Origin of the sequence: Sphingomonas sp. S-NIH.Pt3_0716 (assembly GCF_003950715.1) — a bacterium.
Classification (GTDB): domain Bacteria; phylum Pseudomonadota; class Alphaproteobacteria; order Sphingomonadales; family Sphingomonadaceae; genus Sphingobium; species Sphingobium yanoikuyae_A.
The window spans coordinates 64,460-81,807 of the sequence record NZ_QLJK01000002.1 but is presented as its reverse complement, the minus strand read 5'-3'; the positions used below and the strand labels follow the sequence as shown (position 1 = coordinate 81,807).

At 66.1% G+C, this 17,348-nt stretch carries 16 protein-coding genes; 9 read left to right on the top strand and 7 right to left on the bottom strand.

The genetic code is table 11. From position 1 onward, the window contains the following. Window positions 1-2: 2 nt before the first annotated feature. From BRX37_RS02040 to BRX37_RS02030, 3 genes are read right to left on the bottom strand one after another with little or no spacing between them, the layout of a single operon-like run. Complete coding sequence (locus BRX37_RS02040) at window positions 3-578, bottom strand: RNA polymerase sigma factor (RefSeq protein WP_125985320.1); 576 nt, start codon at window positions 576-578, stop codon at window positions 3-5. Next, window positions 575-1,009: a periplasmic heavy metal sensor gene (locus tag BRX37_RS02035; protein WP_037521141.1), complete on the bottom strand. Its 435-nt coding sequence runs from the start codon at window positions 1,007-1,009 to the stop codon at window positions 575-577. Before BRX37_RS02035 ends, BRX37_RS02040 begins: the two co-directional genes overlap by 4 nt. A 2-nt stretch (window positions 1,010-1,011) precedes the next feature. After that, on the bottom strand, window positions 1,012-1,314 hold the full coding sequence (locus BRX37_RS02030; protein WP_125985319.1) for a hypothetical protein: 303 nt from the start codon (window positions 1,312-1,314) through the stop codon (window positions 1,012-1,014). Between the two features lie 100 nt (window positions 1,315-1,414). Here BRX37_RS02030 and BRX37_RS02025 point away from each other — a divergent pair, with 100 nt between their 5' ends. Then, on the top strand, window positions 1,415-1,795 hold the full coding sequence (locus BRX37_RS02025) for a copper resistance protein CopC (RefSeq protein WP_125985318.1): 381 nt from the start codon (window positions 1,415-1,417) through the stop codon (window positions 1,793-1,795). Between the two features lie 576 nt (window positions 1,796-2,371). Further along, window positions 2,372-4,756, top strand: coding sequence for a glycoside hydrolase family 2 TIM barrel-domain containing protein (locus tag BRX37_RS02020; protein ID WP_318276560.1), 2,385 nt, complete (start codon window positions 2,372-2,374; stop codon window positions 4,754-4,756). On the opposite strand, the gene BRX37_RS02015 is transcribed toward BRX37_RS02020, so the two are convergent. Both BRX37_RS02015 and BRX37_RS02010 read right to left on the bottom strand, forming a co-directional pair. Continuing rightward, entirely contained in the window at window positions 4,753-4,956 is a 204-nt protein-coding gene (locus BRX37_RS02015) for a hypothetical protein (RefSeq protein ID WP_010339662.1), read from the bottom strand. The two genes, BRX37_RS02020 and BRX37_RS02015, sit on opposite strands and share 4 nt — an antisense overlap. 92 nt (window positions 4,957-5,048) lie before the next feature. After that, a complete protein-coding gene (locus BRX37_RS02010; RefSeq protein ID WP_125985316.1) occupies window positions 5,049-7,556 on the bottom strand; it encodes a TonB-dependent receptor in 2,508 nt (835 codons plus the stop codon). A gap of 323 nt (window positions 7,557-7,879) precedes the next feature. On the opposite strand from BRX37_RS02010, the gene BRX37_RS02005 reads away from it, so the two are divergent. Then, window positions 7,880-8,809 (top strand): LysR family transcriptional regulator, encoded by a 930-nt coding sequence (locus BRX37_RS02005; protein WP_318276559.1) that lies wholly within the window; start codon window positions 7,880-7,882, stop codon window positions 8,807-8,809. 192 nt (window positions 8,810-9,001) lie between these two features. Continuing rightward, window positions 9,002-10,966 carry a TonB-dependent receptor domain-containing protein gene (locus BRX37_RS02000; protein ID WP_125985314.1) on the top strand — a complete coding sequence of 655 codons (1,965 nt, stop codon included), beginning with the start codon at window positions 9,002-9,004 and terminating at the stop codon, window positions 10,964-10,966. A 42-nt stretch (window positions 10,967-11,008) separates the two neighbouring features. On the opposite strand, the gene hemN is transcribed toward BRX37_RS02000, so the two are convergent. Continuing rightward, entirely contained in the window at window positions 11,009-12,316 is a 1,308-nt protein-coding gene (gene hemN, locus BRX37_RS01995) for an oxygen-independent coproporphyrinogen III oxidase (protein ID WP_206434098.1), read from the bottom strand. Window positions 12,317-12,452: 136 nt separating this feature from the next. On the opposite strand from hemN, the gene BRX37_RS01990 reads away from it, so the two are divergent. Next, window positions 12,453-13,124 carry an OmpW/AlkL family protein gene (locus BRX37_RS01990; RefSeq protein ID WP_004208552.1) on the top strand — a complete coding sequence of 224 codons (672 nt, stop codon included), beginning with the start codon at window positions 12,453-12,455 and terminating at the stop codon, window positions 13,122-13,124. A gap of 80 nt (window positions 13,125-13,204) precedes the next feature. On the opposite strand, the gene BRX37_RS01985 is transcribed toward BRX37_RS01990, so the two are convergent. Further along, window positions 13,205-13,708, bottom strand: a complete 504-nt coding sequence (locus BRX37_RS01985) for a GNAT family N-acetyltransferase (RefSeq protein ID WP_010339656.1) — start codon at window positions 13,706-13,708, stop codon at window positions 13,205-13,207. Between the two features lie 160 nt (window positions 13,709-13,868). Here BRX37_RS01985 and BRX37_RS01980 point away from each other — a divergent pair, with 160 nt between their 5' ends. The 4 genes from BRX37_RS01980 to BRX37_RS01965 all read left to right on the top strand — a co-directional run bounded on the left by BRX37_RS01980 (window position 13,869) and on the right by BRX37_RS01965 (window position 17,287). Next, a complete protein-coding gene (locus BRX37_RS01980) occupies window positions 13,869-14,684 on the top strand; it encodes a universal stress protein (RefSeq protein WP_125985312.1) in 816 nt (271 codons plus the stop codon). Between the two features lie 20 nt (window positions 14,685-14,704). Then, entirely contained in the window at window positions 14,705-15,850 is a 1,146-nt protein-coding gene (locus BRX37_RS01975) for a sensor histidine kinase (RefSeq protein WP_004208555.1), read from the top strand. After that, window positions 15,847-16,464: a response regulator FixJ gene (fixJ, locus tag BRX37_RS01970; RefSeq protein WP_125985311.1), complete on the top strand. Its 618-nt coding sequence runs from the start codon at window positions 15,847-15,849 to the stop codon at window positions 16,462-16,464. The genes BRX37_RS01975 and fixJ overlap by 4 nt, the downstream gene beginning before the upstream one ends. Window positions 16,465-16,528: 64 nt before the next feature. Beyond that, on the top strand, window positions 16,529-17,287 hold the full coding sequence (locus BRX37_RS01965; RefSeq protein WP_010339652.1) for a Crp/Fnr family transcriptional regulator: 759 nt from the start codon (window positions 16,529-16,531) through the stop codon (window positions 17,285-17,287). Window positions 17,288-17,348: the final 61 nt, after the last annotated feature.

The following is a 17,348-nucleotide window of genomic DNA, read 5'->3' as shown; positions in this document are numbered from 1 at the left end:
CTCTATACGCGCGCCGCGTCGCTTTCCCTCAACATCTCCTGCAATTGCCGGCGGGCGCGGTAGAGGCGGGTTTCCACTGCCTTTTCGGTGATGTCCAATATCGCCGCGACCTCGGCCTGGCTCATGCCCTCGATCCCGCGCAGCAAAACCACCTCGCGCAGCGCCACCGGCAGTGCCGCCACCGCTGCCTCGATCCGGGCAACGCCAGCGCGGGACTGGGCCGCCTGCTCGGGATCGGGCCCCGCGTCGGCGACATGGGCGGCGTCCTCGATCGGCCGGGCGAAGCTGAAGAAGCGACGGACGGCACGGCGGCGCGCCCAGTCATGGCATTTGTTGATCGTGATCCGCGCGATCCAGCCGCGAAAGGGCCGGCGCCCATCATAGCGGGCGAGCGAGGCAAAGGCGGCGATGAAGCTTTCCTGCACGATGTCCATTGCCGCATCCGCATCGCCGACATGGCCACGCGCCAGCCGATAGACGGCATCGCGGTGCCGCCGCATCAGCGCGCCATAGGCGGCCTGCCGCCCGGCCAGCGCCTGCGCCGCCAGCGTGGCATCATCAGGATCGTCGGCTATCACCCGACAGGCTGGGTCAGCGCCTTGACCACCGCCGCGTCGAACAGCGCGGCCTGATCGGGGCGCAGCACGCCGCGCATCGCGAAGATGTGCTTCAATGTTTCCTTCTGCAATTCCCCCATCGCCTGGTGCGACCGGTCGACCGCCTGGGCAACGCGCGGGCCATAGCCATGTTCGGCGGCGATTGCTGCAGCCAGCCGCTGATTGTCGGCACGCATTTCCGCGTCGAGCGCCGCCTTGCGCTGCGCGAAGGCGGCTTCCAGATCGGCGATGCGCTGCTTCTGGCCGGCGTCCAGCGTCAGCCGATCATGGAGCAGGGCATGAACCTCATTCTCCACCGGCGGCGCGGGCGCGAGCCAGGTACGCGCAACCAGCACGGCGGCCAGCGCCGCGGCAAAGGCGACCAGCGCCACCAGCCAATAGCGTTTGCCCATGCCTATCGCTCCAGCAGGCGCGAGGGCGCATAGTCGGACATGCCGATCAGCAGCGGGCCCGGCGCGGCCTGCGCCGGCTGCGCGGGCACGCTACTGCCGATCCAGCCGATGCCGATCGCCATCACGCCGGCCAGCATCAGGCTGCGCCGCGCGACACTGCGTTCGCGGCGGCGATCCAGCCCCTGCATCACCGCCTCCTCCAGCCCGTCGAAGCGCGCCGCCGCCGGCGCGTCGCGCAGCCTGGCCAGCCTGTCATCCAGATCGTCCATCGTCCCGTCCTTCATGTCCTGCCTGACGATACGCATCCGGCCGGCCCATCCCTCGCACAAAATAGCGCGGCGGGTGAGGGATGCGACAGGACAATGCGTATTCCCCTGCAAGACGCGCATTTTTCCGGAGACATCCATGCCCCGCCTGCCCCTGATCGCTACTGCCCTTGTGCTGACCGCCCTGCCCGGCGCCGCCTTCGCCAAGCCGCAGCTCGTTGCGGCCAGTCCCGCCGCCAATGCCAGCGTTGCCAAGCCGACCCGGCTGACCCTGGGCTTTTCCGAGGCGCTGCAGGCCGATCATAGCAGCATCACGCTCACCATGACCGGCATGCCGGGCATGGCCGATCATCCGCCAATGCCGATCAAGGGCTTCACCACCGCCGCGGCCGCCGATGGCAAGGGCCTGGTCATCACCCTGCCCCGCGCCCTGCCGACAGGCAGCTATGATCTTCAATGGACGGTGATGGGCAATGATCATCAGCCGGTCAGCGGCACATATAGTTTCAAGGTGCGCTGAAGGGGGACAATTACCCGGCTCAACGAGCCCCTTCAGGTCCGAAATGGGTGGTAACAAGACATAGCCCCTCCCTTCCAGGGAGGGGTTGGGGTGGGTTGCGAGCGTAGCGAGCTTCTGCCCTATCGACCGTAGACCGCCGCTGCGCGGCGCACCCACCCCCGGCCCCTCCCTGGAAGGGAGGGGAGTAGGAAACGTCCGCTTCTGGTCGCTTCCGGTCACCCGCTTTCCTACTCGGCCCTTCTCTGATCTATCCTGTGGGATGGCCCCGCCCCCTCCATGCCTCCCGGCGTTCACGCGCATCACCGGTGCAAATCTGTCGCTTCGCTGTCGCGTGGATGTCGCGTCATGGGGGCGCTTGCGGCGCATTTCGCCCGAATCCGCGAACGACACTGTGAAATTCGTAGGAGATTTGACTGTCGCGTCGCCGCCCGCCCCGCAGGACCAGCAAAGCCGCTTGGCATCGGCCCGCCACTCCTGTAGCCATATACCCACATAGGGCGCCACAGCGCCACATAGTGGACATATTCTGGAGAGGGGGCCGATATGGCGACGGGACGGACCGCACGGATGCGCAGGATGATCGGGCGGAGTGCCGCCGGCCTGGCGCTGGCGCTATTGATCGCCCTACCCGCCCCCACCTTTGCCCAGCCGACCGGCGCCGAGAATTTCGATGCAGGCTGGCGCTTCCATCAGGGCGATGTCGCGACCGCGGAACAGCCCGGCTTTGCCGATGCAGACTGGCAGCCGGTCGACCTGCCGCATGACTGGGCGATCGCCGGGCCGTTCGACGAACATGCGCCCGCGACCGGATCGGGCGGATTCCTGCCGACCGGCGTCGCCTGGTATCGCAAGCATTTCACCCTGCCGCCCGCCAGCGCCGGCCAGCGCGTCTTCGTCGAATTCGACGGCGTGATGGAGCGGTCGGGCGTATGGATCAACGGCCAGCATGTCGGCCATCGGCCGAGCGGCTATGCCAGCTTCCGCTACGAGATCACCCAGCATCTGAAACCCGCCGGGCAGGAAAATATACTGGCGGTGCGCGCCGATACCTCCGCCCAGCCCGCGTCGCGCTGGTATGCGGGCGGCGGTATCTATCGCCATGTCCGCATCCTCACACTGGGCGATGTCCATGCCGAAACCTGGGGCAGCACGGTGCGGGTCGCAAAGCTGGACGCGAAGAGCGCGGACCTGACCATCGGCAGCAGCGTGATGAACCAGGGCAGTGCGCCGATCGAGGCGCGACTGGAGGCGGTGATCGAGGGGCCGGACGGCCGCAGCATCGCGACCTTCACCGGCCAGAGCATCAGCCTGCCCGCCGGCCGCGCGACGCAAATGGATGTCAGCGGCACGATCGCCGATCCACGCCGCTGGGACATTGGCGATCCGGCGATGCACCAGGCGCTGCTGCGCGTGCGCGCCACCGACGGGCGGCTGCTCTATGAAGAGCGCGTCCCCTTCGGCATTCGCGATGCCCGGTTCGAGGCGGCGAGCGGATTCTGGCTGAATGGCCGCAACATCAAGCTGAAGGGCGTGGCGATCCATGCCGATGGCGGGCCGTTCGGCATGGCGGTGCCGCTCGCCGTCTATGAACGGCGGCTCAAGGGGCTGATGGCGCTGGGCGTCAATGCGGTGCGCACCGCCCATCACCCCTTCTCGCCCGAATTTCTCGACCTGTGCGACCGGCTTGGCCTGATCGTCATGAACGAGGGGTTCGACATGTGGACGGTGGCGAAGAATCCCCAGGATTATCATCTCTATTTCACCGACTGGTCGTCGATCGACGCGCGCGATTTCGTGCGGCGTGATCGCAATCATCCCAGCATCGTCATCTGGTCGATCGGCAACGAGATCCACGACACGCCCTATCCGCTGGTGGCGCAGTCGATCATCACCCGCCTGCAGGACATCTTCCATGCCGAGGATCCGACCCGGCCGGTGACGATGGCGCTGTTCCGCCCCAACACCACCCATGATTATGACAATGGCACCGCCGACCTGCTGGACGTGGTGGGCCAGAATTATCGCGAGAATGAACTGGCCAAGGCGCATGCCGACAAGCCCAGCCGCAAGATCATCGGCACGGAGAACAGCAAGAACCGGTCAAGCTGGCTCGTGGTGCGCGACGACCCGGCCTATGCCGGCATGTTCCTGTGGACCGGCGTCGATTATCTGGGCGAGGCGGACCGGGCCGGCTGGCCGGCGATCAGCAACCCGTCCGGTCTGGTCGACCGGGTCGATGGCGTGAAGCCGATCGGCTGGGAACGGGCGAGCTGGTGGTCGGAAAAGCCGGTGGTGAAGCTGGCCCGGCGCGTGACCGAGGTGATCGACATCAGCGAAATGCCGACCATGGTCGGCATCGCCCTGCCCCAACCCAAGGGGCCGGGCGCGCTAGCCGACTGGTCGCCCGACAATCGCGCCGCGCACAAGGAAAAGGTCGAGGTCTACAGCAACAGCGACGCGGTCGAGCTGTTCCTCAACGGCCAGTCGCTGATGCGCAAGCCGCGCAACGCGGATGACAGTCCGATCACATGGGACGTCGACTATGCGCCGGGCGAGTTGCGCGCGGTCGGCTATCGGGGTGGTGCGAAGGTGGCGGAGGACATGCTGCGCAGCGCCGGCGCCCCCGCCGCGATCCGGCTGGTGCCCGAAGCCAAGGCGGTCGGCGGCGACTTCGACGATGTCGTCGCGGTGCGGGCCGAGGTGGTGGACGCCAGGGGTGTGCTGGTGCCCGGCGCGACGCCACTGCTCAGCGCAACAATATCGGGGCCGGGCCGCGTCGTCGCCTTCGACAATGGCAGCGTCACCGATCACACCGCCTTTTCCTCACCACAGCGCGCGGCAGTGGGCGGCAAGGCGGTTGCCTTCCTGCGCGGCACCGGAAAGCCGGGCGCGATCACGCTGCAGGTCAGCGCGCCGGGGCTGAAACCCGGCCGCATCAGCCTGCAGGGCGAGAAGGATTAGGCCGATCGTCGCCCGGTCGCGTCGATGCAGGGAACCGCGCCGCTGGACAGCGACAGGGCGCGAACCTTGTAGCGCAGCGCCAGTTCATTGTGCGCAGCAATCACGCACACCGCATCGCCGCGCGCACGGGCTTCGTCGGCTTTGCGCGTCTCGTCGCGCGACCGGCGAAACAGATAGGCAGCATCCGTGATCACGTCCATCGAACCGACTCCGCTTGATTGCCATGCAACCTATCAGCCGCCGGAAGCGCCGTCCTAGACATGGATCAATTTTCGCGGTCGTCGGCGCCCGTTCATCCCCCGAAGCGGAAGCGCAGGCGCGCGCCGTACATTTGCGGCTCGCCGAGCGTCGCCGTCTCGAAATTGACGCTGGGCGATCCCAGCCCGGCGATGAAGCTGTAATATTTCTCTTTGGTCACATTGGTCATGAACAGGCTGAGGTCGATGGGCGCGCCGGCAATATTGTTCCAGCTGGCGTTGAGGTTCAGCAGATCGAGCGGCGCCAGCGTGCTGAGCGCGGCGATCGACGGATCGGGATTGGTGCGGTCGGTATAGTTGACCAGCATCGAGGACCGATGGGTGAAGGTCGCGCCGAAGGAGATGCGGCCGATCTTCTCCTCGTCCAGCGGCAGGGTGTAGGTGCCGCTGACCGTGAATTTGTGGCGCGGCGACAGCACTTCGGGATCGCCCGGCTGGAACGGCGCGGCCAGGATATAATTGGGGTCGTTGAAGCTGGAGAAATCGGGCACCGATTTGATCTTGGTGCGCAAATAGCTGTAGCCGCCGGTCAGCACCAGTCCCTGGAACGGGGTGAGCGAGGCATCGGCCTCCAGCCCCCATATCTCCGACTTGCCGGCATTGACCGGCGCGGCGGTCGACGCCTGCCCCGACAGCGGCCGCGCATTGAAGCCGACCTGCAATTGCTGGTTGGAAAAATCATTATAGAAACCGGCCAGGTTGAAGGTGCCGCGCAGCGCGCCGCCAAAGCTGGTCTTGAGCCCCAGCTCATAGCTGTCCACCTTCTCGGGCTCGACGATGTTGAGCGGCGCAGTGATATTGGGGACGATCGTGCCGGCGCGGTAGCCGCGCGCATATTTGGCGTAGAGCAATATGTCCTGGGTCGGGTTATAATCGAGGTCGATCAGCCAGGTCGGCTTTTCCGACGACTGATAATAATGCGACACGCAATTGGTCGCCGCCGCCTGCGGATTGGTGCAGCGATAGGGTGCGGCCGGATTGAAGGCGCCATATTGCGGCGGATAGGCGACGATATAGGTGCGCTGGTCGCTGACATTGCGCGAATGATCCCAGGTGTAGCGGAAGCCGCCGGTCAGTTTCAGCTGATCGGTCAGCGCATAGGTCGCCTGCGCATAGAGGCCGACATTGTGGAAATTGGTGCGCCCCGCCGTATAATTGACGGTGCCGGCATGGATCGGCTTGGCGATATCCGGGATGGTCGGATCGAGATTGGACAGGAAGCCCAGCGGATCGGTGCATTGCAGGGTGGCGGAATCGGTGCAGGACGCCAGGAAGGGCGACTGGCTGCCGCTCATGCCCAGCGGTTCGCTGACCTCCAGATAGGCCCCCGCCTGCCAGTTGAGCCGGCCGTCGCCCGAGCGCCCCTGCAATTGCAGTTCCTCGGTAAAGGTCGACTGGTTCGCGGTATAGCCGCCCGGTATCGACGTCACCGTGGTGAAGGGCAGATGATAGCTGCCCAGCGCGGCGAGGAAGGGATTGATCGCGGCGAAATCGACGACGAAATCGGTGCCGAACAGGGGCGCATTCATGCGCTGCTTCAACTGCGCGTAGCTGACGATATTCTTGACCGTCAGCGTGTCGCTCGCCTGCCAGCTTGTGGTGTTGATCAGCTGCCACTGCTCGGTCCTGGAATAGGGATCCTCCAGTGACTGCATGACGTCATAGAAACCGCTGCCCTGGCGCAGCAACTGGCCATAGGCGAGCTGGCCCAGCCCCTCCGGCGCGGCCGCGACCAGCTTCTGGATCGGGCCGTTATTGCTGGAATCACTGTAAGAGAGGATGGTGTAATTTTCGAGATCGGGGGTCAGATCGACGACCAGGCTGGCGCGCAGCGCGATATAATCGACATCGCCGAACCGGTCGGGGCCGATGCCGCTGCCGTTGCGCATATAGCCGTCGCGCTTCTGCCGATCGACGCCGATGCGCATCCGCGCCCGGTCGCCGAGCGGCGCGTTGACCACCGCCTGGCCGCGCCACATGTCATAATTGCCGACCGATCCTTCGACATAGCCGGAAAATTCGTCGGTCGGCTTCTGCGGCACCAGCAGGATCGCGCCGCCGGTGGTGTTGCGGCCGAACAGGGTGCCCTGTGGCCCCTTCAATATCTGGACATTCTGCAGGTCGAAGAAGGCGCCCGGCCCGGCGCCATCGCCCGAGGGCAGGCCGTTGGAGGCGCCGCGGGGCGCGACCACGTCGGCGAAATAGACGCCGACCGAGGGCGCGGTGCCGATATCCTGGGCAAAGCCGCGAATGGCGAAACTGCTATTTTCGCTGCCGAAATTGCCATTGGCGGACAGCGAGGGGGTATAGGCGGCCAGATCCTGCGCATTGACGACATTGCGGTTGGCCAGTTCTTCCTGATTGAACACGGTGATCGAGATCGGCACGTCCTGCAGCCGTTCCTCGGTCCGGCGGGCGGTGACGATGATGTCCTGGGTCACGCTGGCCCTGTCCTGCGCCTTATCCTGCGCCTGGGCCTCGAGCGGCAGGGTGGGCAGAGTCGCGCAGGCGCAGAAAAGCAACGTCCGGAAACGGCGTGTCATGGCATCCTCCCATCCCGACCGCGCGGCCCTTATATGCTGGGTCGACCGTCACGGCGTCGAGCGCCGCACAGACGGCGCCCATCCCTTTCATCATCGTCGCACCTGCTGCCCCGGACACAATGATTGCAGGCGCACAGCCTCTTGATCGACGAAGATGTGATACAGGTTATTTCATAAATCCGGAGGAAGGGGCCTGTCAATCGGCACCGATCGCGCCGCGCAACAGTCGGGAAATGCAACGGGACTGGACCCTGACCAGCCCTGAAGTTAAGAATGGTCCGCATTATCCTTAAGGAACGGACCGGTCTCTCTTGCTTGGCGGCGTGCATTTCGATCTCAACAGCCTGGTGATACTGGGCCTGTTGCTGCGCACGAAAAGTGTCACCCGCACGGCGCAGCAACTGGGCGTCAGCCAGCCATCGGTCAGCCGGTCGCTGGCGCAGTTGCGCAGCCTGCTGGGCGATCCGCTGCTGGTGCGGACCGCCGGCGGCATGGAACTGACCCGGCGCGCCGAGGAACTGGCGCCGTCCTTGCAGGACTGGCTGGCGACGACCGCCGGCCTGCTGGAACCGCCCTGTTTCGATCCGGCGACGCTCGATCGCCGATTCCGCGTCGCATCGACCGATTTCGGCGTCGCCGCCGTGGTCGCGCCGACCCTGCCGCATATCGGCCGCGCGGCACCATTGGCGGCGATCGACATCGTGCCTTTGACCGGCGACATGGTGGCGCGGCTGACCGCAGGCGAGATCGACCTCATCATCAGCGGGCTCGATCCCGATCCGGCCCAGACCTATGAGCGCTTCCTGTTCACCGAAACGTTCAGCTGCGTCGTCGATCGCCATCACAAGCTGGCGGCGCATCCGACCGACCGATCCCTGTCGGTCGAGGATTTCCTGTCCTGCCCGCATATCAGCTTCGTCGTCAGCGACAGCGGCTTCGACCGGATCGAACTGCGCCTGGGCACACTGGCGCCGCGCCGGCGGGTGATCGCCCGCCTGCCCTATTTCCAGGCGGCGCCGCACATGATCCGGGGGTCGGACGCGCTGATGACGCTGCCGACCCGCGCGGCCGAGGCAATCGCCCGGACCCATGACCTGGCCTGCCTGCCCGCGCCGGACCTGGTCGGCACCTTCGGCTATCGGCTGCTGTGGAACGAGCGGTCGCATCGCGACCCGGCCATCGCCTGGCTGTGCGACATGTTCGCCGACCATTGCGGCAGCGACGCAGCCCTGCCCCATAGCAAGGCCGCATAAGCCTTATCCGATATCGATATTTGGCGCCGCCCCGCGCTTCTGGCAACGGCCACTTGCAATTGACAATCGATCGCAAATGAACCCGCCATGATATTCGCTCCACCGATCGGGCCAGACCCGCACCACTGATTTCCGGCACCCGTCCGGCCGGGTGGCTGGCGGGTGCCCGTCTATCCAGAACAGGGGATTTCCATGCCATCCATCCATTTGCTGCGGGCGACCGCGGCCCTTGTCGCGCTGACCAGCGCACAGCAGGCGCTGGCGGCCGAGGCCGACCAGGATTCCAACCAGATCGTCGTCACCGCCGCCGGCCGCGAACAGGAGGTCCGCGACGCGCCAGCCTCGATCAGCGTCATCACCCGCGAGACGCTGGACGCCATGCCCTATCGCGAAGTGACCGATGCGCTGATGGAAATCCCCGGCGTCACCGTCACGCCGGGCGAAGGCAATAGCCGCGACATCTCGATCCGCGGCATGGCGCCGCAATATACGCTGATCCTGGTCGACGGTAAGCGGCTGTCGTCGCGCGAATCCCGCACCAATGGCGGCAATGTCAGCGAAGGTGGCCTGCTGCCGCCGCTCGAAGCGATCGAGCGCATCGAGGTGGTGCGTGGCCCCATGTCCTCGCTCTACGGATCGGACGCGATGGGCGGCGTCGTCAACATCATCACCCGCCGCATCAGCGACCATTGGCGCGGCAGCGCACGCGTCAACGGCACGATGCAGCTGGCGGTCAATTTCGGCAATTATACCGACGGCAATTTCTATCTGTCCGGCCCGGTGACCAGCGGCATCGGCCTGCAATTGCAGGGATCGATGAACCGGCGCGAGGGCGACACGGAAATCGGCGGCACGCCCGAGCGGCATGATGACAGCCTGGCCGGCAAGCTGGGCTTCAACCTCAGCGCCAACCACCAGATCCTGCTGGAGGGCGGCTATTATCGGCAGAAGGTGATCGAGGTTGCCGGCGAGACGACCGAGACATCGGCGACCGCGCCGCTCGGCACCGAAACCACCCAGACCCAGAAGCGCAAGGTCGCGTCGATCAGCCATAGCGGCCAATGGGGCTTCGCCAGTTCCGAATCCTATCTGCAATATGAGGATGCCGAACATGTCGAGGCGCAGAAGCGGATCAAGAACACGGTCGGCCAGAGCCTGTGGGTCATCCCGCTGCCGTCCAACACGCTGACCGTCGGCGGTTTCTATCGCTATGAGGATCTGTCCGACCTGACCGGCAACCTTTTGTCGGGATCGACCACCACCGGCACCACCCGCACCAGCTGGGCGCTGTTTGCCGAAAATGAGCTGAAGCTGCTCGACGGGCTGGCGCTGACCGGCGGCATCCGCATGGACCATGACGAACAATATGGCGTCCACTGGACCCCGCGCGTCTATGCGGTGTGGAACATCACCCCGTCCCTGACGCTGAAGGGCGGCTATTCGCAGGGCTTCCGCGCGCCGAGCCTGCGCCAGACGATTCCCGACTGGGGCCAGACCAGCCGTGGCGGCACCATCTATGGCAATCCCGACCTGGAAGCCGAAACCTCCCGCACGATCGAGGCTGCCCTGCTCTTCTCGCGGAATGGCTTCAACGCCAGCGTCACTGCCTATGACACCCGCTTCAACGACAAGATCACCCGTGTGACCTGCGAAGTGGCGGGGGCCTGGTGCGTCGATGAACCGCTCAGCTCGATCGGCCGTCCGCCCACGACCTATGTCAATGTCGACAAGGCGCGGGTGCGCGGCGTCGAAGTCTCGGTCGATGTGCCGCTGACCCACACGCTGCGGCTCAACGCCACCGGCACGCTGACGGATTCGGAACAGCTGAGCGGCGCCAATATCGGCGCGGCACTCAACGACACGCCCAAGCAGCAGGCCAGCGCCTCGCTCAACTGGCGCCCGGACAAGCGCTTCTCCGCCTTCGTGCGCGCCGTCTATCGCGGCGAGGAAGCCGTGACCGAGGCGCAGATCAGCGGCAATAATATCGTCTCGCCCGACTATACGGTGGTGGACATGGGCGCATCCTACAAGATCACGCCCGCCTTCACCGTCCATGCCGGGGTGCAGAACCTGCTCGACAAGCGGCTCAACTATGACATGGCGGGCTATCTGATCGATCCGGCCCGTGTCTGGATGGGCGTGGGCGTGCGCTTCTGATCCGATGTGCGATCGCCGGCCCGGCAGTGGCCGGGCCGGCGATCAGACCGCGACGCTGAAGCGCGTTTCGGCCGGGCGCAGATAGGCATCGAAACAGGCGGCGATGGACCGGGCATAGGGCGCCGCACCGGGCTGCAGCAGCAACTCGTCCCCCTCCCGGCGGAGCAGGCCGATCCGCTCGAACCGATCGAGCAGCGCCGGTTCGGCAAGGTCGCCACAGGCCGCCCGCCCATCGCACAGCAGCCGTTCGATCAACGCGCCCCGCCGCTGGTCGTCGGCACTGCGCCGCACCCCACGGGCCGCGGGCAGCCGATGGTCCGACAAGGCCTCGCGATAGGCGCCGGTATTCTTCTCATTCTGGACGATCAGGTCGGGAAACTGGCTGATCGCGCTCGCGCCCATGCCGATCAGCGCATCGCTGTCATCCTCGGTAAAGCCCTGGAAATTGCGGCGCAGCCGTCCAGTTGCAGCGGCCACCGCGAGTGGATCGTCGGGCAGCGCGAAATGATCGAAGCCGATCGCCTGATAGCCGGCGGCCGTCAGCATCGCATGGCCAAGCTTCGCCATCGCAAAGCGCTGTTCGACACCCGGCAATTCGGTCGCGTCGATCCGCCGCTGGCGCGGCAGCAGGCGCGGCATATGGGCATAGCCGAACAGCGCGATGCGCGAGGGGGACAGGCGAATGCTGTCCTCCAGCGTCTGCGCCAGATCCGCCTCGCTCTGCCCCGGCAAGCCATACATCAGGTCGAACCCCACCTGGATGCGCGCACGGGCCAGCGCGCCCACCGCCATCGCCACCGTCTCGGCCGGCTGCACCCGGCCGATCCGCTGCTGCACATGGGTGGCAAAGGTCTGCACCCCCAGATTGACGCGCGTCACCCCGACCTTGGCCATGGCGTCGATCCAGGCCCGGTCGATCCGGCGCGGGTCCAGCTCCACCGCCATCGCCGCCGCGCTGGCGTCGAAGCAGAGCAGCAACTGATGATTGAGCCGGACCCAGTCGATCAGCGGCAGAGAATTGGGACTGCCGCCGCCAAAGGCGACATGGGTGACGCGCCCCCGTCCGCCGAGCCGCGCCGAGACCAGCGCCATTTCCCGCTCCAGCGCATCGACATAGGCGGACAGGCGCCGGGGCCGGGTCGCCGCACCGGTGTTGCACCCGCAATACCAGCAAATGTCATGGCAATAGGGGATATGGACATAGAGCGACAGGCGCGCGTCCGCCGGCATCGCGTCCAGCCGCTGCGCCATGTCGGCCACGCCGACATCCTCGCCAAACTGGGCGGCAGTCGGATAGCTGGTGTAGCGCGGCACCGGCGCGGCGAGCAGATCGGGATGATAGCGGAACATGGCGCCCCGCCTGCCATGGCGTCCGATGCCGAACATTGCGCAGGATCAAATCGCCGATTGCGCCGCATCAAGGAAGGCCGCCCCGATCGGGAGCAGAGCGCCATCACTGACCCACGATCAGGGATGGAGAAAAGACATGCACTTGAAAAAGATGATGATTGTCGCCGCGATGGGCGCCATGGGCACGGCGCTGGCCGCTGCCCCGGCCCAGGCCAAGCAGGGCGACGTGCTGGTGCGCGTGCGCGGCATCATGGTCGCCCCCACCGAAAAGAGCGGCAGCATCCTGCCCGGCTTCCCCGGCGAGAAGGTGTCGGTGAACAACGGCATCGCGCCCGAAGTCGACGTCACCTACATGGCCACCGACCATATCGGCTTCGAACTGATCGCCGCGACCACCAAGCATAGCGCCAGCGGCCGCAGCGGCACCACCGGCGGGATCGGCAAGCTGGCCTCCACCTGGGTGCTGCCGCCGACGCTGACGATGCAATATCACCCGATCGTCGAGGGCCATGTCCGCCCCTATATCGGCGCCGGCGTCAACTATACGCTGTTCTATAACGAGGATGCGTCGAGCGGGCTAGAGGATGCGGTCGGCAAGACCAAGGTCCATATGTCCGACAGCTTCGGCTGGGCCGGCCAGGTCGGCGTCGACATCGACCTCAACGACAAGATCTTCCTCAACCTCGACGTCAAATATATCGACATCGACACCAAGGTGCGGCTGACCACGGCTGCGGCCGGCACCCAGAACGTCAAGGTATCGCTCGATCCCTTCGTGTTCGGCGTGGGCGTCGGCATGCGCTTCTGATCCTCCGGGGGGTGGACCAGAAGGAAGGGGCCGGAGCGGATCGCCGCTCCGGCCCCTTCATCATTTTACCAGCGATGCGATCAGAAACGCTTTTCCAGGATCAGCAGCGACGGCTCGTCATCGACGCTGCGGGCGACAAAGCCCTGTTCGCGCTCCAGTTCGATCGCGGCATGATTGGCGCGGCTCTCGATCGCCTGGAGCAGACCGACGCCCATTTCCTGCGCCCGGTCGGTGGCGTGGCGCAGCATGCTCCAGCCCACGCCCTTGCCGCGATGGTCGGCGCGCACCGAAATAGCGACTTCGGCGCGGGTCCGGTCGGGATCGGCGGCCAGGGTCGCCGCAGCCAGTATGGCGCCCTTCTCGTCGGTCGCCAGGAAGGTCTCGCAATTGTCGGGGTCGCCATGGATCAGATCATGAATCTGCCCGGCGCTGACGCCCGGCGCGCTGCTGAGGAAGCGAAAGCGGCGATCATCATCGGACACGGCCGAAAAGAAATGGGCCAGCGCCTTGGCATCGCCATCCTGCGCCGGGCGCACCTGGACGCGAATGCCGGTGCGGGTTTCCAGAATATCCTTGTCGGTCATGAAGAAGGCATCCCTTGCTATGATCGTTGCCCCCCGAATGTGCCATCGGATCGGCGATCGAAATAGGGAAATTTGCGGATAGAGACGAGCCGAGCGGGCTTCTAGTCAGGATGACGATCATGCGGCGCTGCATCGGCGCCCTCTTGTCGGGACATGTTCGATGAAGACCATCTTGCTGCACATCCGCGCGGACAACGGCATGGAAAGCCGGCTGCAGGCCGCGTTCGACCTGTCGCGCGCGACCGGCGCCCATATCAGTTGCCTGCAGATCGCGCCGCTGCCCGAACTGGTCGCCGCCGATCTTTATGGCAGCGGCTATCTGGTGCCCGAGGCGATCGATGCGGTGCGCCGGCAGGACGAGGAAATGCGGCGCGCCCTGGAGGAAAGGCTGCGGCGCGAGGGCACGGCGTGGGACTGGCATTATCGCAGCGGCGACCTGGTCCAGGGCCTGCTGGAAACCGGTCGCCTGGCCGACGCGATGCTCGTTTCCCTGCCGCCGCCGGGTCGCCGGCAGGCCGATGATCCGGCGCCGATCGTCGCCGACCTGGCGGTCAACAGCCGCGCCCCGGTGCTGGCGATCCCGAGCATGGCCAAGGGCTTTCGCTGCACCGGCCGGGCCATGGTTGCCTGGGACGGATCGCATGAGGCGGCGTCGGCGCTGACCGCGAGCCGCACCCTGTTGCGGGTGGCGAGCGAGGTCCATGTCGTCACCGTCGACGAGCGATCGAAGCGCGACTTCCCGCCGACTGACGCCGCCGAATATCTTTCGCGCCACGGCATTGCGGTCGAGATTCACGAATGGCCGCGCAAGGATCGCAGCGTGGAAGAAGCGCTGTCCCATGCCTGCCAGGAACTGTCGATCGACTGGATGGTGATGGGCGCCTTTGGCCACAGCCGGCTGCGGGAAACCATTTTTGGCGGCGTAACCCGCTATATTCTGGCCGAAACACGGGTTCCGCTCTTGCTGGCGCACTGATTTACGGTCAGTGATCCGACATGGCGTTCAACGATGGCGATCCGCAGGATAATGCGACCAGCCGGGAACAGGCTCTGCTGGGATCGATCCTGGCAACGGTGCCTGATGCGCTGATCGTGATCGACGCGACCGGGCATATCGTCTCGTTCAGCCCGGCGGCCCAGCGCATGTTCCAATATGCCGAGGCCGATGTGCTGGGCCGCAATGTCGCGATGCTGATGCCCTCGCCCGATCGCGAGCGCCACGATTCCTACCTGCAACATTATCATGACACCGGCGAGAAGCGGATCATCGGTATCGGCCGACTGACCACCGCACGCCGGCGCGATGGCTCCACCTTTCCGATCGAGCTGGCGGTCGGCGAAGTGCAGGACCATGGCGAAAAGCTGTTCACCGGCTTCGTGCGCGACCTGACCGATCGACAGAAGGCCGAGCGCCGCCTGCAGGATCTGCAGGCTGAACTCAGCCATGCCGCCCGCGTCACGGCGATGGGCACGCTGGCTGCGGCGCTGGCGCACGAACTGAACCAGCCGCTGACCGCGATCGCCAATTATATGGAGGCGGGCCGCGACCTGCTGCGCACCGATGCACCGGTCGACCGCGACTTGCTGGGCGAGGCGATGGACGAAGCCGCGCGCCAGGCGATGCGCGCGGGCCAGATCATCCGGTCGCTGCGAGAGTTCATCCGTCGCGGCGAAGCCGATCGCCAGGCCGAACCGGCGGCCACGCTGCTGGCCGAGGGGGTCGCGCTGGCCTTCATCGGCATCGACAGCCGAGGCATCGACATGGACATCGTCGTCGACCCGCGCGTCGGCCGGGTGATCGCCAATCGCGTGCAGGTGCAGCAGGTCATCATCAACCTGGTGCGCAACGCGGTCGAGGCGATGGACGGCCGCAATCGCCGCATCCTGCGCCTGTCGGCAGTGCCGGCCGAGGACGGACAGGTCGAACTCATCATCGCCGACAGTGGCCCCGGCCTCGATCCGGCAGTCGCGCGATCGCTCTTCACCCCGTTCAGCACCACCAAGCCCGCCGGCATGGGCGTGGGCCTGTCGATCAGCCGCACCATCGTCGAGGGGCATGGCGGACGGATCTGGGCCGACGCCTCGCACTGGGGCGGCGTCGCCTTCCACTTCACTCTCGATTCTGCGGACCGCCTGCCATGAGCCTGCCCACCGACCAGCCCATCCATGTCGTCGATGATGACGAGGCGATCCGCCGGTCGCTCTCCTTCATGCTCAAGACCAGCGGCTTTGCGGTGCGGCTCTTCTCGGGTGGCGCCGAGTTCCTCAAGGAGGTCAGGACGCTGGAGGGCGGCTGCGTACTGCTGGACGTGCGCATGCCCGACATGGACGGGCTGGAAGTGCAGCGCGAACTGCGCGCGCGCGGCATGATGCTGCCGGTCGTCATCATGACCGGCCATGGCGATGTCGGCATGGCGGTCGCCGCGATGAAGGCGGGGGCCACCGACTTCATCGAAAAGCCGTTCGAGAAGGCGGCATTGCTCGCCGCGATCGAAGCCGCCTGCGCGCAGGCAAGCGCCGACCAGGGCCGCAACAGCCAGCGCGAGACCGCCCGCGCCCGGCTCAACATCCTGACCGATCGGGAACGCGAAGTGCTCAAGGGCCTGGTCGACGGCCTGCCTAACAAGACGATCGCCTATGACCTGGGCATCAGCCCGCGCACCGTGGAGATTCATCGCGCCAACCTGATGCAGAAGCTGCAGGTCCACAGCCTGTCGGAAACGCTGCGCATCGCCTTCCAGGCAGGGCTCGAATAGGACAGAAAGTCCCATAGGGGATTTACGGATAGTGCCCGCCCCGCCGCCGCGCCAAGCAGCGGTCATGAACATGCATTTTGATCTCGCGCAAACCCTGCCCGGCGGCATGCCCGTTCCTGCCCCCTGCTCCGACGCCAGCTTCTGCCAGCGCTGCGAGGTGCGCGACCGCGCCATCTGCGCCACGCTGGAAGAGGATGAGCGCGGCGCGCTCAATCGCCTGGGCCGGCGCGTCACGATCGCGGCGGGGCAGACGGTGATGTGGGAAGGCGACGACGCCACCATCGTCGCCAATGTGATCGACGGCACGCTCAAATTGTCGGCTTCGACCGGCGACGGGCGCGAGCAGATTGTCGGCGTGGTCTATCCGTCCGACTTCATCGGTCGCCCCTTCGGCCGCAGCACGCCGCACAGCGTCACGGCACTCACCGACGCGCGCCTGTGCCTCTTCACCCGCGGCGCCTTTGACGGCTTTGCCCGCGAGCATCCCGAGCTGGAGCATCGGCTGCTGCAACGCACGCTCGACGATCTCGACCGGGCGCGCAGCTGGATGCTGCTGCTCGGCCGCAAGAATGCGCGCGAGAAGATCGCCACCTTCCTGCTCGACATGTCGCGCCGGCTGGCCCGCGAAGGCCAGCCCCCGCTCGACCGGTTCGACCTGCCGCTGTCGCGCCAGCAGATCGCCGACGTGCTGGGCCTGACGATCGAGACGGTGAGCCGGCAGCTGACCGACCTCAAGCGGATCGGCATCATCGCCCTGCCCGGCCGCCGCATGGTGGAAATCCGGGATCGCGCGGCGCTGCTGGACTGTAGCGAAGCGGCCTGACGTCGCCGCGCCGGGCATGTCCGGCCTATTTGCCCCGATCGTCCTGCAATCGGGATCGCCC

Bases quoted from the DNA above. Each gene is read 5' to 3' on its own strand.
- BRX37_RS02010 (WP_125985316.1), bottom strand. From the start codon at position 7,556: ATGACACGCCGTTTCCGGACGTTGCTTTTCTGCGCCTGCGCGACTCTG.
- fixJ (WP_125985311.1), top strand. From the start codon at position 15,847: ATGAGCCTGCCCACCGACCAGCCCATCCATGTCGTCGATGATGACGAG.
- BRX37_RS01980 (WP_125985312.1), top strand. From the start codon at position 13,869: ATGAAGACCATCTTGCTGCACATCCGCGCGGACAACGGCATGGAAAGC.
- BRX37_RS01990 (WP_004208552.1), top strand. From the start codon at position 12,453: ATGCACTTGAAAAAGATGATGATTGTCGCCGCGATGGGCGCCATGGGC.
- BRX37_RS02025 (WP_125985318.1), top strand. From the start codon at position 1,415: ATGCCCCGCCTGCCCCTGATCGCTACTGCCCTTGTGCTGACCGCCCTG.
- hemN (WP_206434098.1), bottom strand. From the start codon at position 12,316: ATGTTCCGCTATCATCCCGATCTGCTCGCCGCGCCGGTGCCGCGCTAC.
- BRX37_RS01975 (WP_004208555.1), top strand. From the start codon at position 14,705: ATGGCGTTCAACGATGGCGATCCGCAGGATAATGCGACCAGCCGGGAA.
- BRX37_RS02020 (WP_318276560.1), top strand. From the start codon at position 2,372: ATGATCGGGCGGAGTGCCGCCGGCCTGGCGCTGGCGCTATTGATCGCC.
- BRX37_RS02030 (WP_125985319.1), bottom strand. From the start codon at position 1,314: ATGCGTATCGTCAGGCAGGACATGAAGGACGGGACGATGGACGATCTG.
- BRX37_RS01985 (WP_010339656.1), bottom strand. From the start codon at position 13,708: ATGACCGACAAGGATATTCTGGAAACCCGCACCGGCATTCGCGTCCAG.
- BRX37_RS02015 (WP_010339662.1), bottom strand. From the start codon at position 4,956: ATGGACGTGATCACGGATGCTGCCTATCTGTTTCGCCGGTCGCGCGAC.
- BRX37_RS02035 (WP_037521141.1), bottom strand. From the start codon at position 1,009: ATGGGCAAACGCTATTGGCTGGTGGCGCTGGTCGCCTTTGCCGCGGCG.
- BRX37_RS02000 (WP_125985314.1), top strand. From the start codon at position 9,002: ATGCCATCCATCCATTTGCTGCGGGCGACCGCGGCCCTTGTCGCGCTG.
- BRX37_RS01965 (WP_010339652.1), top strand. From the start codon at position 16,529: ATGAACATGCATTTTGATCTCGCGCAAACCCTGCCCGGCGGCATGCCC.